Below are 19,478 nucleotides of genomic sequence, written 5' to 3'. Positions count from 1 at the left end.
CGAGTGCGGTGGTCGGCGCGACGCGGTGCGGCCGGGCGCGACGGCGCGGCGTTACTGGTCTTCGTCGGAGTCGAACTCGCGGATGTCGATAACGTCGAGGGGGACGTCGCGGAGCGCGCCGCCGACCTCGCTTTTCGCGATGCGGGAGGCGTGCTTCTCGCCGTCCGCGTTGAAAATCTTGATTTCGAGGAGCAGGCCGACGAGGGCGGTGTTGGCCGCGATGAACGCGGAGTCGAACGGTTCGCCACAGGCGGGACAGGGCGTCGCGCCGACTTCGACCTCGACGTACTCCTTGTCTTTCTGGTTGAGTCGCTTGCCGGCCTCGCTGACCGCGACGCCGATGGCGTCGTCGATGTCTTCTACGTCCCGGACCAACCAGGCCGCCTCCATCGCGACGAGATAGTTGCTCATACACACGTTACGCGCCGGTGGGGTTTCGTGTCTTGTGGTTCGAGCGCCGGGGCGCGTGGGATTAACACGCCCGGCGCGCGCGCCGGCCGCGACGCGTTCGAACCCGCGACGCTCACGTCGTTCGACCGGAGCGCGCGTGACCCGCGCATGCCACGGCGATAATCGCTATAACTTATGGAGAAGCGCTCCGCGGGTCACGCGCGACCCACGCCGAATAGTCGGTCTAGTTGGAGTAGAGACAACTGCGCTTTAATCGGCAGACAGCGGCGGGGTGTCGCGCGCCGGTCTGAGAGAAGATTTATATACGGGCACCGCCCGAGCCTCCACTGAGGACACGGTGATGATTCCCCGCCTAACCAAGTACGTCCTGTTTGCCGCCTACCAGCTATCGGTCGCGATGGGTATCGCGCTCCTCCCCATCGCGCTCGCCGCTCGCCGGATGGGTGTGACCCTCCCGATTCGCCGGCTCGTGGAAACGACCGGAACCGCCTACGAACGCGCCGCGGGTCGCTAAGCCGACTCGCGCGACTCCCTCCTTCCGACGCCGCTCGCCGCGAGCGACCGCCCCGCGCGGCCGCCGACGACGCGCGTCTGACGCTTTGGCACCGGCAACGGCGAGGTGAAGGGTTGCATTTATCAGCGCCGAAGTGCAATCGCTGACAATGCGTACCCCGACTCACGACGAGTTCTCCGGCCGTCTCGACTCGCTGAACGGCGACCGCTCGAACGTGTTCGGCCCCGAGCTCGGCGAGTTCCCGCACGCCGAGCGTCGCGCCGACGAGCTCGGAGACAAAGAGACGAAGACCGGAACGACCACCGTCGGTATCAAGACCGAAGACGGCGTCGTCCTCGCGACCGACATGCGCGCGAGCATGGGCTACATGGTCTCCTCGAAGGACGTCCAGAAGGTCGAAGAGATTCACCCGACGGGCGCGCTGACCATCGCCGGTTCCGTGTCGGCCGCCCAGTCGCTCATCAGTTCCCTCCGCGCTGAGGTCCGCCTCTACGAGGCCCGTCGCGGCGAGGACATGAGCATGCAGGCGCTGTCGACGCTCGTCGGCAACTTCCTCCGCTCGGGCGGGTTCTACGTCGTCCAGCCCATCCTCGGCGGCGTCGACGAGACCGGACCGCACATCTACAGCATCGACCCCGCCGGCTCCATCCTCGAAGAGGAGTACACCGTCACCGGCTCCGGCAGTCAGTACGCCCTCGGTGTGCTCGAACAGGAGTTCGAAGACGGCCTCAGCATCGACGAGGCGAAGCAGGTCGCCACGAAGGCTATCCGCTCTGCGGTCGAGCGCGACCTCGCCTCGGGTAACGGTATCAACATCGCCGTCGTCACCGAGGACGGCGTCGACATCCAGCGCCACCAGAACTTCGAAGGCCTCGAATAAGTCGCCCGCAGTCGGCGGTTTCTCTTCGTTTTCGCGACTTGCGACCGGTGGGACTGGTCGGACACCCATGAGGCACCGGCAACGGAACACCCCCGGCCGCAGTTCTCACTCAGTCGTCGCCCGGAAGCGGCCGCAACAGTCCGTACCACGTCCGGTAGACGACCACGCCGAGGACGCGCCCGAACCCGAAACTGTACCGGAACGACTCGGTGCGGGGGAGCAGTCGGCGCTGGACCCCGATACCGACGAGGGTGACGGCCATCCCGCGACGCCGGTTCGTGCGAACCCCCCAGCTATCGCGGTCGTACGCCCACACCTGTCCGATTCCCCACGCCCCGCCGACGGCGACCCCGCTCGGCGACAGCGGCGTCGGTTCGTGCGACCCGTCGTCGCTGGAGCGGAGCAGACGGCGCATCGACACCATCCAGAGCGCGGTGAGAAGCGCGATACCGAACTCGGCGACCGCTTTCGTCCGACGGGAGACCATACGCGGTCTTCGCTGGACGCGACAATAGTTATTGCTCCGACAAAACGCGAGAGCGTCAGCGACCGACGAGAACGGCCCCGAGCGCCGTCGCTGACCCGAGAACGGGGGCGAACAGCTCCCTCAGAGCCAGTCTGAGAACGCGCCTTCGAGGAGGGAGTCGGACTGCCGTTCGACGTACTCGCGTTGCATCTCGCGGAGCGCCGCCTCGAAGTCGCCGCCGTCGTCGAGCGCGTCGCTGACGCGGGCGCGCTTCCAGTCGGCCGGCGTGACGCCCGTCTCGACGCGCTTTCGCAGGGGTTCGAGGTAGTAGTTGGCCTCCTCCTCGGAACAGCCCGCGAGCCGAAGCCCGTCGCGGGCGTGGACGAGCAGGTCCTCGTAGAGGTCCGCGCCGGTCGCCTCGTCGCCGTCGACGTCTATCCAGCGCAGGTCGCCGTGGGGGCCCTCGCGCATCGCGGTGTAGAAGTTCTCCTCCGCGGTCTCCCAGTCGAGGTCGATAACGGGGTGGTCGAGTCGGGGGAGCCGCTCCATGAGCCCCGCGAAGGCGGCCTGAAACGCCACGGAGTCTCGGACGGTCGGCTGGCCCGCGATGGGGCGGAACTCGATGCGGGCGTTGGCCGACGACCGGGACGCGCCGTCGAACACCGGGCGGACCCACCGCCAGTAGGTGCCGTGTTTCCGGCGGAGCGTGGCGAAGTCGTCGTCGAACCGGTCGCCGCGCTCGACCGACATGGGGACCATCGTGGAGTCCTCGACGACGCGGTCGACCGCGTCTTCGACAGTGTCGAGGTCGCCGGGGAAGGCGACCTTCTCGTGGTCGCCGGAGTTGAGCACCGACTCGAACACCGCGATTCGGTTCTCGTCCCAGCCGTCGGCGAGAATCTCGTCGGCCGTCGCGTCCTCGTCGTAGAGGTCGGCGGGGAAGAACGGCGAGTTGACGCCGAGCGCGAGGAGTGGGCCGGCGACCCGGAGCGCGTAGTTGAAGTGGTACGGCAGGTCGTCGGCGTGCGGGACCTGATAGTGCGGCTGAATGGACGTGATGAGCGCCTCCGGCATCACGGTGTCCGCTTCGAGCGAGACGTGCGGCGCGTCGAGCGTGAACGACGCCGGGGCGGTCGGGCCGTTGGCCATCGCGTGATACCGCACGGAGTTGCTCATGTTCGTCGCGAGGCGGACGCCCCCGTCGGTGACGGAGTCGGTCAGGTACTCGCGGGCGCTCTCGCCGGCCGGCGGGATGCTCCACATCCCGTCGGAGACGAGTCGCATCCCCTCGGCGGCGGCGCAGTCGAGCGCGGCGTCGAGTCGGGCGCGGACCTCGGACTCCTGCGCGCGGAGGCCGTGGGGGTTCAGCGGCTGGGGGCTCGTGGTCATCTCGGCGTTGTGGAGCCCCAGCTCCTTCTCGAATCCCATGAGGCCGAGCAGTCGGCGCGGGACCCGCATGAGCGCGTGCACGTCGTCTTCGCTCGCGGACCAGCGACCGTCGGAGACGGCGTAGAACTCGTACTCCAAGCCGACGATTGACTGGTGGTTGTCGAAGGTCCCCTCGCGCAGTTCGCGCTTGAGCACCTCGGCGTCGGCTTTCGCTTGCGCTTCGAACTCGGCCGCGTCGACCGCGAGCACGTCTTCGACGCGCTCTGCGAGGTCGTCGCTCATACCCGGCGTTCCGGCGTCGAACGCCTTCAACTTCCCGGCACTCCGGACGTTCGGTAGCGAATCACACCCCCGACGACTGTCGAGACGCTTTTGCCCCGCGCGGCGATACCCACGGACGATGCAGTTCGCCGAGTTCGCCGCCCGCGCCGCCGAGATAGAAGCCGAGCCAGCGGACCTCGCGGTCGTCTCGCTCCTCTCAGACCTCTTTCGCGACGCCGGCGACGACCTCCCGACGGTCGCCCGCTTCGTCCAGGGTCGCGTCTTCCCCGCGTGGGACTCGACCACGCTCGACATCGGCCCACGGCTCTGCCACGAGGCTATCGCCCGCGCCGCCGGCCCGAACGTCTCGGCCGACGACGTGGAAGACCGCCTCGCCGACCGCGGCGAAATCGGCGCGGTCGCCGCGAGCTACGACTTCGGCGGCCAGCGCGGCCTCGCCGCCTTCGGCTCGGGCGGACAGGACGGTCTGACCGTCGCCGAAGTCGACTCGGAGCTCCGCGACCTCGCGGCCGCCTCCGGTTCGGGGAGCGAGGAGACGAAGCTCAAGACGCTCTACGGCCTGTTCAACCGGACCGCCCCCGACGAGGCGCGCTTCCTCGCGCGGCTCGTCCTCTCCGAGATGCGCATCGGCGTCGGCGAGGGGGCCGTCCGCGACGCCGTCGCCGAGGCGTTCCTGGTCGACCCCGCGGACGCCGCCGCCATCCGCGACGACGACGCGGACTCGGAGACCGAAGACGCCGCCCGAACGCGCCGGAACGAGGCCGTCGCCGCCGTCGCCCGCGCCCTACAGGTGTCGAACGACTACGGCATGGTCGCCGAACTCGCCCGCGACGAGGGCGAAGCCGGCCTCGACGGGGTTCGCCTCGAAGTCGGTCGCCCCGTGCAGGCGATGCTGGCGCAGGCCGGCACCGCCGCCGACGCGCTCGACGAGTGGGAGACCGCCGCGGTCGAGACCAAGTTCGACGGCGCGCGCGTGCAGGTCCACCGCGACGCCGACGGCGAGGTCTCGCTGTTCTCGCGCAACATGGAGGACGTGACCGGCGCGCTCCCCGAGGTGGTCGAGTTCGTCGCGGACGCGGTCGACGAGCCCGTCATCCTCGACGGCGAGGTGGTGGCGATGGACGACGACGGCGAACCCCTCCCGTTTCAGGAGATTCTTCGGCGCTTTCGCCGCAAGCACGACGTGGGCCGGATGCGCGAGGAGGTCCGCGTCGAACTCCGGGCGTTCGACTGCCTGCACGCCGGCGGCGACGACCTCCTCACCGACCCGCTTTCCGCCCGCCACGACCGACTGACCGCGGTCCTCGGCGGCGACTCGGCGGCCGTCTCGGACCTCCTCCTCTCGGACGACGCCGAGGAAATCGCCGCCTACGAGGCCGACGCCCTCGACGCCGGCCACGAGGGCATCATGCTGAAGAACCCCGACGCGCCGTACTCGCCGGGCGACCGCGGGAAGAACTGGCTGAAGCGCAAGCCCGACGTGGAGACGCTGGACCTCGTCGTCACCGGCGCGGAGTGGGGCGAGGGCCGCCGCGCGGAGTTCCTCGGGACGTTCCTGCTTTCGGCCCGCGTCGAAGCCGACTCGGGCGACGACGCCTTCGAGACCATCGGCAAGGTCGCCACGGGCATCACCGACGAGGAGTTGGCCGAGTTGACCGACCTCCTCGAACCCGAAATCGAACGCGAGGAGGGCAAGGAGGTCGACATCCGCCCCTCCGTCGTCTTCGAGGTCGGCTACGAGGAGATTCAGGCGTCGCCGACGTACTCCTCGGGCTACGCGCTCCGGTTCCCGCGGTTCGTCACCGTCCGCGAGGACAAGACCGCCGAGACGGCCGACTCGCTGGAGCGCGTCGAGCGACTGGCCGACTCGCAGTGAGCGACGCCGCCGCGGGGCGCGCCCAAAGAGATATAGTATCTGTGAATCGACACCTTCGGACGGTGGTCCTCCATGAATCTTGACGCCCTCTGGAAGCCGGTCGCCCTCTACACCGGCCTCCTCGGTCTGCTCACGGTCGGCGCGGCGTATCTCGCCACGCACTCGGGATTGTACATACTCGGGTTGACGGGAGCCGGCGTACTCCTCGTCGTACTCGGCGGCGGGGCCGTGGGACAGATGGGCCCAAGTAACGTCGAACACGCGGGCGAGAAGGGCGGGACGAACAGAGTCGTCTCGAACGCGGGGCTGTGGTCGCCCGTGGAGACGGACACCTCGCTCCGCCTCACCCTCCTGTTCTACGGGGCCGGGTTGTTCCTGTGGAGCCTCGTCGTGTTCGGCGTCCTGCGCGACACGCTCGTCTGAGTCGGGGGTCGCGCACCCGCCGCCCGACACTCGTCTCCGTCCGCATCGACCGCCTCGCCCCGAGAGCCGCGCTTTTTACCCCTCGGTTCGAGGTGTCGCGTATGACCATCAAACACGACGGCCTCGACGTGTCGTGGCTCGGCTACGCGACCGTCAGAATCGAGTCGCCCGACGGCTTCGTCGTCTACTTCGACCCCGGCCGCTACGGCGTCCTCGACGACTACTACGCCCGCGACGGCGACCTGATTTTGGTCACGCACAACCACCACTACGACTCCGACGCCATCGAGCAGGTCGCCGACGCCGACGCGACGGTCGTCGCCTTCGAGGGGGTCGACGCCGCGACCATCGACCGCGACGTGGTGCCGGTCGAGGAACTCCCCTACGAGACGGTCCGCGTCGGCGAGGAGGACCACCTGACCGTCGGCGAAGCGGACGTGTGGTCACTCCCGGCGTTCAACGACCCCGACGGCCCGCACCTCCGCGACGGCGACGTGGTCCACCCCCGCGGGTTCGGCTGTGGCTTCCACATCTCAATCGCCGACCGAACCGTCTTCTGGCCCGGCGACTCCGACGTGCTGGCGGGCCACGAACACCTCGAAGTATCGCTGTTCCTCGCCAACATCGGCGGGTCGGTCGTGATGGACCGCCGCGAGGCCGCCGACCTCGCGGAGACGCTCGACCCGGACCTCGTGCTCCCGATTCACTACAACACGATTCCGCTTCTCGAAACCGACCCGGACGCCTTCGTCGTCGACGTGGCGAACCGCGGCATCCCGGTCGTCCTCGACGACCCGGACCAAGTCTGAGACGGCGAAGCGGACAGACGGACCGAACGATTTTGCCTCGGCGGGCCGTCGGTTCGGGTATGGACCTCGACTACGGCATGCTCGGCGGCCGGCGGCCCTACTACCGCTTCGGCGACGCCGACGCCGACCCGCTCGTGGTGCTTCCCGGCCTCTCGGACGCCTTCCAGCGCACCGACCCGAACCGCGCGACCGCGGCGGCGCTCGCCGGCCTGTTCCGCGAGTTCGACGACCGCGACGTGTGGGTGGTCGGCCGACCGCGACACCTCCCGGTCGGGTCGACCACGCGCGACATCGCCGCGGGCTACGCCGGCGTCATCGACGAACAGGACCTCTGGCCGGCGGACGTTATCGGCGTCTCGATGGGCGGCCTCGTCGCCCAGTACCTCGCCGCCGACTACGGCGACTACGTTGACTCGCTGGCGGTCGTCTCCGCCGGGACGCGACTCGGCGGCCACGGCGAGAACGTCGTGACGCGCTGGCGCTCGCTGGCGGGTAAGGGCAACTGGGCAGAAGTCGTCGCCGACGCGGAACGGGAGTCCGCGACCGGCCTCGAAGCGACGGTCGCCCCGGCGCTCATCGAGGCGGCCGGCCGGGTCGTCGACCTCCGACCCGCCGTCCCCGCCGACGCCGTCGTCTCCTGTACGGCCTGTCTCGAACACGACTCCCGGGAGATACTCGGCGACGTCGACGCGCCGACGCTCGTCGCCGCCGGAAAATCGGACCGACTGTTCCCCGAACCGCGGGTTCGGGAACTCAAAGACGGCGTCGCGGACGCGACGCTCGCGCTGTTTTCGGGGGCGGGCCACAGTCTCGCCACGAGCGAGCCGCGAACGCTCAACGGCGTCGTCAGGCGTTACTTCGACGGCTTCAGGGGGAAAGGGCTGTATCCGTAAGCGCGCATCACGAGCCGCGACACCCTCGAACTCCTTCGCGGCAACAGGCTCATACAGCGGGCGGCCGTCGACCCGCCATGCGCGACGCCCTCCGGTCGAGCCCGCTTTTCAGTGTTCGTCGGCTCCTCGTCTGTCTTGCCGCCACGCTCGTCGTCGTGACGACCGACGCGCTGTTGTTTCACATCGAACCCATCCGAACCGCCGCGGAGTTCGCGACCGAAGTGGCGATCCACACCCTCGGCTTCTACGGCGGGTTCACTATCGTGGCACTGTTCAGTCTAACCGAAACGAGCTAGAACACCGCCGACCGGGTGTGACCGGCGTTAGATGATGCCCATCTCGTCGAGGCGCGTCGGCAGGTACTCGTCGGTCACGAAGTCGAGACCGCGGGAGGCCAGCGCCTGCTGTTCGGCCTTCTTGCCGATGTCGAGTTGGAGCTCTATCTGTTCGGTCCAGTAGTCGCCCATGAACCGCGGGTCCTCCAGTTCGGACTGGAGCGCGTTAATGTCGGAGTCCGCGAGCGGGTCGGTCGGGAGGTCGTAGTCCACGATGTCCTGCGGCTGGATGCCGACGAACTTCGCCTCGGGCGTTGCGAGATACTCCGAGAGGTGCGCGGACTTGATAGAGCCGTAGGCGACCGAGCCGAAGATGCGGTAGGACCACGGGTCGCCGTCGGTGAAGACCACGACCGGCAGGTCGAGTTCGTCGTGCAGGCGTTTCGTGATACGTCGGGTGGCGCGCGCCGGCTGGCCGCCGAGGTGGACGACGAGCGCGTTGTAGTCGTCGTCGAAGCCGTTTTCGACGAGGCGGTCGCGCATCCCGCCGGTCTCGACGCACATGACGAAGTCGATGTCGTGTTCGAGGAACTCGATGGTGTCGGGGTTGTTCGGAATCTGGTAGCCGCCCTGACCCACGTCCAGTTGGCAGTGAATCTCGCGGTCGCCGCGGTTCGTCTGCTCGCGGATTTTGAGGGGCCCCATGAGCTTCGCGCCGGACTCCTCCGGGCGCATGTGGAAGTCCTCGCGCTTGACCTCGCTGACGATTTCCAAGTCCTCGATGAGCTTGTTGGACTCGTCTTGGTCGGAGAAGTGCGCCTCCTCGTTGTCCCACGACTCGGAGATGTAGTACAGCTCACGCAGGGTGGACGAGCGGTCCTCGTCGAGTTGGCGCGCGAGGAACTCGATGGTGTAGGCGGCCTTCAGGAGCTTTCGCGCCCCCCGAACGCTGTTCGCAGAGCGCTTCGAGGTCCGGTCGCCGTACACCCAGACGTTGGCGTCCTCGTCGTACTCGATGTTGCTTTTCGTCCGCGTCGGGAGCGTCATGTACGGAATCTCCCCCGCGTCGAACTGGTCGTAGAACTCCGCCGCGAGGTCGATGAGACGCTCGCGGGCGCGTTCCTCGGATGTCTGCCGTTCGGATGCCATTATACGTTCACCGTGAGTTTCTCCGTCTCGACGCCGTCGACGTTGATGTCGAACGACGCGTCCTGTGCGACCGAGTACGTGAGCGTCGCCGTGTCACCGGACGACACCTCTGGGTTCCACTTGACGAACCACTCCCCGTCGAGGTCGACGACCGTCGCCTCGCCGTCGAGGCCGGTCGGCTCAGCCGAGACGATGTCCGTGATGTCCGGCGACTCGTTCGTGTTGGAGTGGTTCGTCACCGTGAGCGTCACCTCGCCGTCGTCGACCGCCCGCTCGACGGTCAGGTTGTTCATGATGCGGCCGAGCGCGCCGTCGATGTTCGGCTCGGGTCGGCCGGTGACCTCCGAGAGCTTCGTCGCCATCTGCGGGAGGATGCGACCGAGCACGTCCTGTTTCTCGCGGCGCTTCTGGAGCGACCGCCGCTTCGAGAGGTAGGACTTGAGGTCGCGGGCCGCCTCGCGGATGGCGAGTTCGACCTCGTCTTGAATCGCCGGCACGTCCGCGAGCGCGTCCTTCGACTCGCTCGTGAAGGGGACGTTCGTGGAGGCGACGTGGACCATGAGGACCGCGGGGCCGTTCGGCATACCGCTACCGCCCGGCTGGTCGAGGCCGTAGTTCCGCCAGCCGATGTCCTTGACGACGTGGGTGATGGTACACGCGCCCTGCTGGTAGACGAGAGGCACGCGGTTGGCGAAGCGGAGCAGGTCGATTTTCCCCTCGGACTTCAGTTCGCCGCCGTAGGCGATACCGGCCTCGACGATGAACGGGTCGCCGCCGTGGACCTCGGCGTCGCGGGTCGCCGCGGCGTAGAAGTCGGCGTCGAACTCCTTTCTCAGGCCGGCCTCGACGAGTTCCGCCGAGATGGGAGACAGACAGTCCGTCGGCGGCGCGAGGATGTCCGTCTCGCGCATCGCGTCGAGCAGGTCGCGGGCCACGTCGCGGTCGTCGGCGACCTCGCGGACCTTCGGCACGTCGTCGGAGACGGTGCGCATCCGCGACCAGACGGCGTCGGCGATGTTCTCTTGGGCCGTCTCACCGTACGTCTCGTCCTCGCGTTCTTTCGTTCGCTCGGCCGCCCACGCGACGAACTCGGCCACGTCGTCGCGGGTGGCGCGGTCGGCCGGGCCGGTCGTCTCGGCGAACTGGGTGGCGATGGAGCGCGCCATCGACAGCTTGCCGGCGTCGTCTTTCTGCGTGGTCGTCACGTCGTCGACGATGGCGTACACGTCGCCCTCGCGGTCGTCGGTGAGGACGGGCCACAGCGCCTCGACGACGTTCTCGCGGACCGTCTCGCCGAACGAAGTGTCGGTCTCCTCGCCGACCGTCTCGGCGACGTTTTCGACGATGGTGACGAGTTCGCCGTGGGCGATTCGGTCCTTGCCGACGACGATATCGACCAGTTCCTCGGCGAACGCCGCGGTCGCATCCCTACCCTTGTTGGCGACGGCGTCCTCGACGACGGCGACGAGGTCGGCCGCCTCGGTCGCGTCGGGCGTCCGCCACGTCATCTCGCGGCCGAAGTGCCGGTCGCGGAAGGCGTCGTGAACCTTGTCGGAGGTCTTCGCGCCGACGCGGGTGAACTCCTCTTGGAGGAAACCGGAGACGGAGTACGACTCGGTCGCCGAGAGCATCTTCAGGAGCGTCCCGAGTTCGACGCCGTGGGGGTGGGGGCGAATCTCCTTGGTCTGCTTCGGAAGCTGGTCGGTCGCCCGCTCGAACTTCATCGGCTCGTCGAGGCCGGGTTCCCGGAGTTCGAGTCGGGCGTGGGGGTTGACGACCGCCGTGTGGAGGATGTAGTCGTGGAGCTGTTGGCGGGCGCGCATGTTGGCTTCCATCTCCAACTCGATGCGCGTGCCGTGGGGGCGGTCCCACGAGGTGGTCTTCTCGGTGCGAATCTCGGGTTCGTTCTGGTCCGTGTTGATGACGAGTTCGAAGTACTCGGCGTCCTCCGAGCCCTGCGTCCGACTCGTCACCTTGGCGGGCTTCCCGCTCGTCAACTGCGAGTAGAGGACCGCCGCGGAGATACCGATACCCTGCTGGCCGCGGGACTGTTCGCGCGCGTGGAAGCGAGAGCCGTAGAGGAGCTTCCCGAACACTTTGGGCACCTGCTCTTTCGTGATGCCCGGCCCGTTGTCCTCGATGACGAGGCGGTAGTAGTCGCCCGCCTCGGCGATTTCCACGTAGATGTCGGGCTGGATGCCCGCCTCCTCCGTGGCGTCGAGCGCGTTGTCCACCGCCTCCTTGACGGCGGTGACCAACCCGCGGGCTCCGCTGTCGAAGCCCAACATGTGCTTGTTCTTCTCGAAGAACTCGGCGATGGAGATCTCCCGCTGGCCCTTCGCCAGCTCCTCTGCGATCCCCGGCTCGTCACCGAGTGTCGACTGGAACGAGGTCATTTCCTGATGCGCATCTACCCAGTCCCGCGTTAAGTACTCACCGGCAACGGAGTGAAAGTGAGATCCCGACATTGACGCGCTTCGAGGGCCGTTCGCAACCGAACGCCGAATCGTGTTATACAGAGCCACCCACGAAACGAGAGTCGACCAGTCGGAATTTCCGGGCGGGGACTTCAGTAGCTAGTCGGAATCGCCGGACGCGGAAACCGCTACGCGGGACTCCAGTAAGTAGTTCGCGCCCGCGCGTGCGAGCCTTTAAGGGACGGGCTATCCTAGGCCTGTTCAGATGTCTCAGGATAACGAGTACGGGGCCGGACAGATTCAGGTCCTCGAAGGGCTCGAAGCCGTTCGAAAGCGTCCGGCGATGTACATCGGGTCCACCGATTCTCGCGGACTCCACCACCTCGTCTACGAAGTCGTCGACAACTCCATCGACGAGGCGCTCGCGGGTCACTGCGACGCCATCGAGGTCGCCCTCCACGAGGACGGCTCTGTCAGCGTCACCGACAACGGCCGCGGGATTCCGGTAGATACGCACGAACAGTACGACCGACCCGCGCTGGAGGTCATCATGACCGTCCTCCACGCCGGCGGGAAGTTCGACAACAAGTCCTACCAGGTATCGGGCGGCCTCCACGGCGTCGGCGTCTCCGTCGTCAACGCGCTGTCGAGCGAGCTCGAAGTCGAGGTCAAACGCGACGGCGCGGTGTGGACACACCGCTTCGAGTTCGGCGAGCCGCAGGTCGACCAGTTCGAGCGCGTCCGCGACCTCGAACCGGGTGAAGACACCGGGACGACCATCCGATTCTGGCCGGACGACGGTATCTTCGAGACGACCGAGTTCGACTTCAAGACGCTCGAAAACCGCCTGCGCGAGCTCGCCTTTCTCAACTCCGGCGTCGAGATTTCGCTCACGGACGAGCGAACCGACGAGTCGAGTTCGTTCCGCTTCGAGGGCGGCATCCGCGAGTTCGTCGAGTACCTCAACGAGACCAAGACGGCCCTTCACGACGACATCATCTACTACGACGACGAGTCGGAGGGCATCGAGGTCGAAATCGCCATGCAGGCGACCGACGAGCTACAGGGGTCGATTCACGCCTTCGCCAACAACATCAACACGCGCGAGGGCGGCACGCATCTGACCGGGTTCAAGACGGCGCTCACCCGCGTCGTCAACGACTACGCGAACACCCACGACATGCTGGACGACCTCGACGGGGACAACCTCCGCGGCGAGGACGTCCGCGAGGGTCTCACCGCCGTCATCTCCGTCAAGCACCCCGACCCGCAGTTCGAGGGCCAGACGAAGACGAAGCTCGGGAACTCCGAGGTCCGCGGCATCGTCGAGAGCGTCACCCACCAACAGCTCGGGACGTTCTTCGAGGAGAACCCGGACACGGCGACGGCCATCATCTCGAAGGCCGTCGAGGCCGCCCGCGCCCGCAAGGCCGCAAAGCAGGCCGAGGAGCTCACCCGCCGCAAGTCCGCGCTCGAATCCACCTCGCTCCCGGGGAAGCTCGCGGACTGTCAGAGCCGCGACCCCTCTAAGTCCGAACTGTTCATCGTGGAGGGCGACTCCGCGGGCGGCTCGGCGAAGCAGGGCCGCGACCGCAAGTTCCAGGCGATTTTGCCCCTCAAGGGGAAGATTCTGAACGTCGAGAAACACCGCCTCGACCGCATCCTCGAAAACGACGAGATACGGGCGCTCATCACCGCCATCGGCGGCGGCGTCGGCGACGAGTTCGACATCGAGAAGGCGCGCTACCAGCGGCTCATCCTGATGACCGACGCCGACGTCGACGGCGCGCACATCCGGACGCTCCTCCTCACGCTCCTGTACCGCCACATGCGCCCGCTCATCGAGGCCGGCTACGTGTACGCGGCCCAACCGCCGCTGTACCGCGTCCGCTACCGCGGCAACACCTACGACGCGATGGACGAGGCCGAGCGAGACCGCATCATCGAGGAGGAATGCAACGGCAACCCCACGCAGGTCCAGCGGTTCAAGGGGCTCGGCGAGATGAACCCCGACCAGCTGTGGGACACGACGATGAACCCCGAAAACCGCGTCCTCAAGCGCATCACCGTCGAGGACGCCGCCGCCGCCGACCGGATGTTCAACATCCTGATGGGCGACGCCGTCGGGCCGCGAAAGCAGTTCATCAAGGACCACGCGAACGACGCCGAATGGGTAGACATCTAATATGAGTTCTGACGCACCAGATTCTTTCGAACCGGGCGCGGGTATCGCGGCCGAGGTCAAGAACGCGCGCATCGAAGACGAGATGGAGCAGTCGTACATCGACTACGCGATGTCGGTCATCGCGGGTCGGGCGTTGCCCGACGTTCGCGACGGCCTGAAGCCGGTCCACCGGCGCATCCTGTATGCGATGCATCAGGCAGGCGTGACCTCCAACTCGTCGCACCGCAAGTCCTCGTCCATCGTGGGCGAGACGATGGGTGACTACCACCCCCACGGCGACTCCGCCATCTACGACACCCTCGCGCGCATGGCGCAGGACTTCTCCATGCGCTACCCGCTCGTCGACGGGCAGGGTAACTTCGGCTCCGTCGACGGCGACCCGCCGGCCGCGATGCGCTACACGGAAGCGCGGATGTCCCCCATCGCCGAGGAACTCCTCGACGACATCGACAAGGACACCGTCGACTTCCAGTCGAACTACGACGACCGCAAGCAGGAGCCGACCGTGCTCCCGTCGTCGTTCCCGAACCTGCTCGTCAACGGGTCGTCCGGCATCGCGGTCGGGATGTCCACGAACATCCCGCCGCACAACCTCGGCGAGGTCATCGACGCCACGGTCGAGCTCATCGAAAACCCCGAGGCGACCATCCCGGACCTGATGGAACACATAAAGGGCCCCGACTTCCCGACCGGCGCGAACATCGTCGGCCGCAACGCGGTCCACAAGGCGTACAAGACGGGCCGCGGCCGCGTCCGCGTCCGCGCCGACTACGACGTGTTCGAAGAGGAGGGGCGCATCGTCATCAACGAACTCCCGTATCAGGAGAACAAGGCCCGCCTCATCGAGCGCATCGCCGACGACGTGAACGAGGGCAAAATCGAGGGCATCCGCGACATCCGCGACGAGTCCGACCGCGACGGCATCCGCGTCGTCATCGAGCTCAAGCGCGGCGCGATGGCCGAGGTCGTCAAGAACCAGCTTCTCGACAACCACCTCGAATCCACGTTCGGCGTCATCAACCTCGCGCTCGTCGACGGCCAGCCGCAGGTGCTGACGCTCAAGGAGACGCTCGAACACTACCTCGACCACCGCCGCGACGTGGTCCGCCGGCGCTCCGAGTACGAACTCGCCGAGGCCGAAGACCGCGCGCACATCCTCGAAGGCCGCCTGAAGGCCCTCGACAACATCGACGACGTGGTCGAGACCATCCGGCACTCCGAGAGCCGAGACGACGCGAAGGCCGCGCTCCGCGGCGAGGTCGAAGTCGAAGTCGAAGGCGAACCCCTGCCGACGTTCGACTTCTCCGAAGAGCAGGCGAACCACATCGTCTCGATGCAACTCGGTTCGCTCACCTCGATGGAGGCGGCCGAAATCGAAGACGAGTACGAGGACGTACAGGCGACCATCGAGCGCCTCGAAACCATCCTCGGCGACCGGTCGGAACTCGACGCGGTCATCGAGTCCGAACTGCTCGACATCAAAGACGAGTACGCCGACGACCGGCGGACCTCGTTCGTCGCCAACACCGGCGAGGTCACCCGCGCCGACCTCATCCCCGAGGAGGACGTGGTCGTCGTCGTCAGCGAGGACGACTACATAAAGCGCATGCCGGTGTCTCGGTTCCGCGCCCAGCACCGCGGCGGCAAGGGCATCATCGGCACCGACCTCAAGGAGGGAGACAACGTCTCGTCGGTGTTCGTCACGAACACCCACGACGACCTGCTGTGTTTCACCAACCACGGACAGGTCTACCAGCTCAAGGCCTACCAGGTGCCCGAGATGTCGCGGACCGCCCGCGGGAAGTCGGCGGTCAACCTCCTCGACTTCGACGACGGCGAGGAGATTACGGCCGTCGTCAACTGCGACGACCTCGAAGATATCGAGGGCTACCTGACGATGGTGACGCAGAACGGCTACATCAAGCGGACCGGCACCGACCGGTTCCAGAACATCCTCTCGACGGGCATCATCGCCACCAAACTCGACGAGGGCGACGAACTCGTCGACGTGGAGGTCACCGACGGCGAAAGCGACCTCGTCATCGGCACCGAACAGGGGATGTCCATCCGCTTCGACGAGGACGAGGTGCGCGCGATGGGCCGGTCGGCCCGCGGCGTCCGCGGCGTCAAACTGACCGGCGACGACGTGGTCGCCGGCGTGGCCGCCATCGACGAGGCCCACCACAGTTGGGTGCTCACCGTCACCGAGAACGGCTACGGGAAGCGCACGGACCTCGACGCATACCGCAAGCAGTCCCGAAACGGCAAGGGGCTCATCGACATCAAGACCAACGAGCGGAACGGTCCGGTCTGCGCCATCAACACCGTCGGCGAGGGCGACCACCTCGTCGTCATGTCCGACGAGGGCCAGATTCTCCGGACGCCCGTCGAGGACATCTCGACGGTCGGCCGCAACACGATGGGCGTCATCGTGATGGACCTCGACGAGGGCGACGACGTCGCCTCCGTCGACGTGATTCCGGCCGCGATGACGACCGAGGCCGAGGAACTCGACGACGTGGAAGGCGACGCGGACGCCGACGCGGATGACGGGTAAGTCGGCTCTCCCCGACGACGGTTTTCTTTTGCTGACCCCGCCGCAGAGCCGCGGCTCTGGCCATCGCTCCCCGAAGGCATTTACCGCGGCCGAGGGGTCGTCACGGTATGAGAATGCGACCGCGGTCGAGAATCGTCGCCGTCTCGGCGCTCGCCTTCGTCGTCGTTCTCGGCGGCCTGACCGCGCTTCGGGTGTGGAACCTCGAACCGCCGACGCACGTGCAGTCGCTCGTCGTCGACGCGGGCGCGGTGCTCGTCGTCGCCGGCGTCGCGTCTCACGTCGCCCGAGGCGAGCGCGTCGGTGAACGGGCCGGCGAGGGTATCGTGCTCGCCTTCGGTCCGTGTTTCGCGTTCGCGGTCAACCTGTTCGCCCCGGTATCGACGATGGAGTCGCCGCTGTGGCTCGGGTATCCGCTCGTCGCCGGCGCGGTGCTTTCACTCGCGCTCGGCGGTCTCGGAACGGGTGTCGGGTACGTCGTTCGAGTCGTGAGAGCGAGAAAAACCAGCGACAGCGCGTCGTGGCTCCTATTTCTCCACGTCCGACGGCTCTCTCGTCAGGTCGTACGTGTAGTGTCGCGGCTTGCGGTCCCGGAGCCAGTCGCGGAGCGGTTCGACCCGCGGCCGGTAGGTGAGCGTCGACCCGAGGGCGGTCAGCGGGAGGAACTTCGCCGCCTCGATTTCGTCGTCGGGGTCGCTCGGCGACGGCGTCGGGTCGTCGGCGACGGGCGTCGCGTGGTAGAACCGCTGGAGATAGATGCGGTGGTCCGGGGCGCGAATCTCGCTCGTGAACGCGAGCGACTGGATTTCGACTTCGACGCCGGTCTCCTCTGCGGCCTCGCGGGCGGCGGTCTCGAAGAAGAACTCGCCGGGCTCTGAGCCGCCTTTCGGCAGTCCCCAGCGGTCCTTCTCGTAGACCGCGAGCACGGAGTTCTCCTGTAGGACGACGACGCCGGCGGCCAAGTCGTGCGGGGCGGGGGCTTCTCTCGGCGTCGACATCAGAGGATGCGCTTGCCGAAGGCGCTTGCGGCGAGTTCGGTCGCGAGCGTCGCGGTCTCGTTGTGCTGGTCGAGGATGGGGTTGACCTCCACGAGTTCGAACGAGCGCATGGCCTCCGAGCGGGCGACGAGTTCCATCGCCGCGTGAGCCTCTCGATAGGTCACGCCGCCGCGGACGGGCGTCCCGACGCCGGGGGCCTCGCGGGGGTCGAGCCAGTCGAGGTCGAGGCTGACGTGGACGCCGTCGGTGCCGGCGGTCGCCACGTCGAGGGCGTCGTTCGTCACCTCGGTGACGCCGCGCTCGTCGATATCGGACATCGTGTACACCGTCACGTCGCTGTCGCGAATCGCCTCGGCCTCCACGCCGTCGACGGAGCGCAGACCGACGATGGCGACGTTTTCCTCCTTGAGACCGGCGGCGTTCGCCCACTCGACGCCCGCGAAGTCGCCGATACCGAGCGCGGCGGCCAGCGGCATGCCGTGGACGTTGCCGGACGGCGAGGTGCTCGGGGTGTTGAAGTCGCCGTGGGCGTCGAACCAGATGACGCCGATGTCGGCGTCGCGGGCGCTCCCGACCAGCGAGCCGATGGCGATGGAGTGGTCGCCGCCGAGCGCGAGCGGAGTCGTCCCCTCGGCAAGCGCGGTCGAGACCGCGTCGGCGAGGCTCGTCGTCACCTCTTCGACCTCTTGGACGTGCTTCGCGTTCGCCGCCCCGGCGTCCGCGTCCCGCGTCGCGTGGTGCGGGACCGCGAGGTCGCCCGCGTCCGTCGGCGAGACGCCCGCGGACTCGAGTTCCTCCGCGAGCCCGGCGTATCGAATCGCGGAGGGACCCATGTCCACCCCGCGTCGATTGGCACCGTAGTCCGTCGGCGCACCCAGAATTCTGACGTTCCGTTCCATAGATGATGCACTCGTTCGGGGCGTTTAGTGGCATCGGAAAAACACCCTTATTGATAATGCCCGCCGTCGCGTCGTCGGGCGGACCCGCGTGGCCGAACGAGAGGGCTACTCGTCGAGATACGGTTCGCAGACGCGCCGGACGCCCTCCTCGAAGGAGATCTTCGGTTCCCAGCCGGTCGCCTCGCGCATCTTCGTGCAGTCGGCCATCGTGTCGTGGACGTACACGTCGAGGGGGTTTTCGATGTACACCGGGTCGACGTCGGTGCCGAGCACGTCGTTTATCAGTTCGACCATCTCGTTGAACGAGTAGCTCTCGCCGGTACCGAGGTTGTAGATGCCCTGTAGCCGGTGGTCGGCGGCGAGTTCGATGCCGCGGACGATGTCGTCGACGTGGGTGAAGTCGCGGGTCTGCGACCCGTCGCCGAACAGCTCCGGCGACTCGCCGGCCGCGATTTTGTCGGCGAACTGCGCGACCGTGTTGGCGAACTCGCCTTTGTGCTCCTCCGCGCCGCCGAAGCCCTGATACACCGAGAAAAACCGGAGCCCGGCCGTCCGCACGCCGTAGTGGTGGTGGAAGTACTCCGCGTAGCGCTCCCGCGCCAGTTTCGACGCCTCGTAGCCCGTGCGCGCCTCGACGGGCATGTCCTCCGACGAGGGCTCGGTTCGAGAGCCGTAAATCGAGGACGTGGAGGCGTAGACGACGGTGTCACACCCGTCCTTCCGCGCCTGTTCGACCGTGTTGACGAAGCCCTCGACGTTGACGCGCGCGCCCTTCGCCGGGTTCTCCTCGTGCATCTTGTACGACGACAGCGCCGCGAGGTGGAACACGACGTCGACGCCCTCGGTCGGAAGGTCATCGTCGAGGACGCTCGCGTCGTGGAACTCCACATCGTCATCCAGATTGTCGGGCGTTCCGAGATAGAGGTCGTCGACCGCGACGACCTCGTTGTCGTCGGCGAGGTGGTTCGCGAGGTTCGAGCCGATGAATCCGGCACCGCCGGTGACGAGGACTCGTTTCCCGTGCATGCGCTACCGGACTCTCGTGAGCCGTATAGTGC

General features: G+C 67.3%; 17 protein-coding genes and 1 pseudogene. 10 read left to right on the top strand and 8 right to left on the bottom strand.

Translation table 11 applies throughout. The annotated features are described in order from the left end of the window. Nucleotides 1–51: 51 nt before the first annotated feature. Nucleotides 52–411, bottom strand: a complete 360-nt coding sequence (locus C441_RS02570) for a DUF555 domain-containing protein (RefSeq protein WP_004970698.1) — start codon at nt 409–411, stop codon at nt 52–54. Nucleotides 412–751: 340 nt separating this feature from the next. Between C441_RS02570 and C441_RS19790 the strand changes: the two genes are divergently transcribed. Together C441_RS19790 and psmB are read left to right on the top strand one after the other, a co-directional pair. After that, the gene (locus C441_RS19790) at nt 752–925 is read left to right on the top strand and encodes a hypothetical protein (RefSeq protein ID WP_004970695.1); all 174 of its coding nucleotides are present in this window, start codon (nt 752–754) and stop codon (nt 923–925) included. Between the two features lie 148 nt (nt 926–1,073). After that, on the top strand, nt 1,074–1,805 hold the full coding sequence (psmB, locus tag C441_RS02560) for a proteasome endopeptidase complex subunit beta (protein ID WP_004970694.1): 732 nt from the start codon (nt 1,074–1,076) through the stop codon (nt 1,803–1,805). Between the two features lie 109 nt (nt 1,806–1,914). On the opposite strand, the gene C441_RS02555 is transcribed toward psmB, so the two are convergent. Both C441_RS02555 and C441_RS02550 read right to left on the bottom strand, forming a co-directional pair. Continuing rightward, complete coding sequence (locus tag C441_RS02555) at nt 1,915–2,292, bottom strand: hypothetical protein (RefSeq protein ID WP_007273646.1); 378 nt, start codon at nt 2,290–2,292, stop codon at nt 1,915–1,917. Between the two features lie 120 nt (nt 2,293–2,412). Next, nucleotides 2,413–3,942, bottom strand: coding sequence for a hypothetical protein (locus tag C441_RS02550; protein WP_007273645.1), 1,530 nt, complete (start codon nt 3,940–3,942; stop codon nt 2,413–2,415). Between the two features lie 118 nt (nt 3,943–4,060). Here C441_RS02550 and ligA point away from each other — a divergent pair, with 118 nt between their 5' ends. From ligA to C441_RS02525, 5 genes are all read left to right on the top strand, one after another. Next, complete coding sequence (ligA, locus tag C441_RS02545; RefSeq protein ID WP_007273644.1) at nt 4,061–5,818, top strand: ATP-dependent DNA ligase LigA; 1,758 nt, start codon at nt 4,061–4,063, stop codon at nt 5,816–5,818. 72 nt (nt 5,819–5,890) lie between these two features. Further along, nucleotides 5,891–6,241: a hypothetical protein gene (locus tag C441_RS02540; protein WP_007273643.1), complete on the top strand. Its 351-nt coding sequence runs from the start codon at nt 5,891–5,893 to the stop codon at nt 6,239–6,241. Nucleotides 6,242–6,342: 101 nt separating this feature from the next. After that, complete coding sequence (locus C441_RS02535; RefSeq protein WP_007273642.1) at nt 6,343–7,050, top strand: MBL fold metallo-hydrolase; 708 nt, start codon at nt 6,343–6,345, stop codon at nt 7,048–7,050. 59 nt (nt 7,051–7,109) lie between these two features. After that, nucleotides 7,110–7,943, top strand: a complete 834-nt coding sequence (locus tag C441_RS02530) for an alpha/beta fold hydrolase (protein WP_007273641.1) — start codon at nt 7,110–7,112, stop codon at nt 7,941–7,943. A 77-nt stretch (nt 7,944–8,020) separates the two neighbouring features. Further along, on the top strand, nt 8,021–8,239 hold the full coding sequence (locus tag C441_RS02525) for a hypothetical protein (RefSeq protein WP_007273640.1): 219 nt from the start codon (nt 8,021–8,023) through the stop codon (nt 8,237–8,239). 27 nt (nt 8,240–8,266) lie between these two features. Here the strand turns inward: C441_RS02525 and C441_RS02520 are convergent, their stop codons facing one another. Both C441_RS02520 and C441_RS02515 read right to left on the bottom strand, forming a co-directional pair. Next, nucleotides 8,267–9,367 (bottom strand): DNA topoisomerase IV subunit A, encoded by a 1,101-nt coding sequence (locus C441_RS02520; RefSeq protein ID WP_007273639.1) that lies wholly within the window; start codon nt 9,365–9,367, stop codon nt 8,267–8,269. Then, nucleotides 9,367–11,763: a DNA topoisomerase VI subunit B gene (locus tag C441_RS02515; RefSeq protein WP_007273638.1), complete on the bottom strand. Its 2,397-nt coding sequence runs from the start codon at nt 11,761–11,763 to the stop codon at nt 9,367–9,369. The genes C441_RS02520 and C441_RS02515 overlap by 1 nt, the downstream gene beginning before the upstream one ends. A 286-nt stretch (nt 11,764–12,049) precedes the next feature. Between C441_RS02515 and gyrB the strand changes: the two genes are divergently transcribed. The 3 genes and pseudogenes from gyrB to C441_RS20210 form a co-directional block, all read left to right on the top strand. Continuing rightward, on the top strand, nt 12,050–13,969 hold the full coding sequence (gyrB, locus tag C441_RS02510) for a DNA topoisomerase (ATP-hydrolyzing) subunit B (RefSeq protein WP_007273637.1): 1,920 nt from the start codon (nt 12,050–12,052) through the stop codon (nt 13,967–13,969). 1 nt (nt 13,970) lies between these two features. Next, nucleotides 13,971–16,526 carry a DNA gyrase subunit A gene (gene gyrA, locus C441_RS02505; protein ID WP_007273636.1) on the top strand — a complete coding sequence of 852 codons (2,556 nt, stop codon included), beginning with the start codon at nt 13,971–13,973 and terminating at the stop codon, nt 16,524–16,526. Nucleotides 16,527–16,633: 107 nt separating this feature from the next. After that, nucleotides 16,634–17,044 (top strand): annotated as a pseudogene (locus tag C441_RS20210) (hypothetical protein); the annotation flags it as partial. 6 nt (nt 17,045–17,050) lie between these two features. Here C441_RS20210 and C441_RS02495 read toward each other — a convergent pair. From C441_RS02495 to C441_RS02485, 3 genes are all read right to left on the bottom strand, one after another. Further along, entirely contained in the window at nt 17,051–17,521 is a 471-nt protein-coding gene (locus C441_RS02495) for an NUDIX domain-containing protein (protein WP_004976857.1), read from the bottom strand. Continuing rightward, nucleotides 17,521–18,420, bottom strand: coding sequence for an arginase (gene rocF, locus C441_RS02490; protein WP_049920382.1), 900 nt, complete (start codon nt 18,418–18,420; stop codon nt 17,521–17,523). The genes C441_RS02495 and rocF overlap by 1 nt, the downstream gene beginning before the upstream one ends. 105 nt (nt 18,421–18,525) lie before the next feature. Next, the gene (locus tag C441_RS02485) at nt 18,526–19,446 is read right to left on the bottom strand and encodes an NAD-dependent epimerase/dehydratase family protein (protein WP_007273633.1); all 921 of its coding nucleotides are present in this window, start codon (nt 19,444–19,446) and stop codon (nt 18,526–18,528) included. Nucleotides 19,447–19,478: the final 32 nt, after the last annotated feature.

This window comes from Haloferax sulfurifontis ATCC BAA-897 (genome assembly GCF_000337835.1).
In the GTDB taxonomy this organism is placed as follows: domain Archaea; phylum Halobacteriota; class Halobacteria; order Halobacteriales; family Haloferacaceae; genus Haloferax; species Haloferax denitrificans.
Note: the sequence above shows the minus strand (reverse complement) of the source record. Positions and strands in the feature narration are given on the sequence as shown.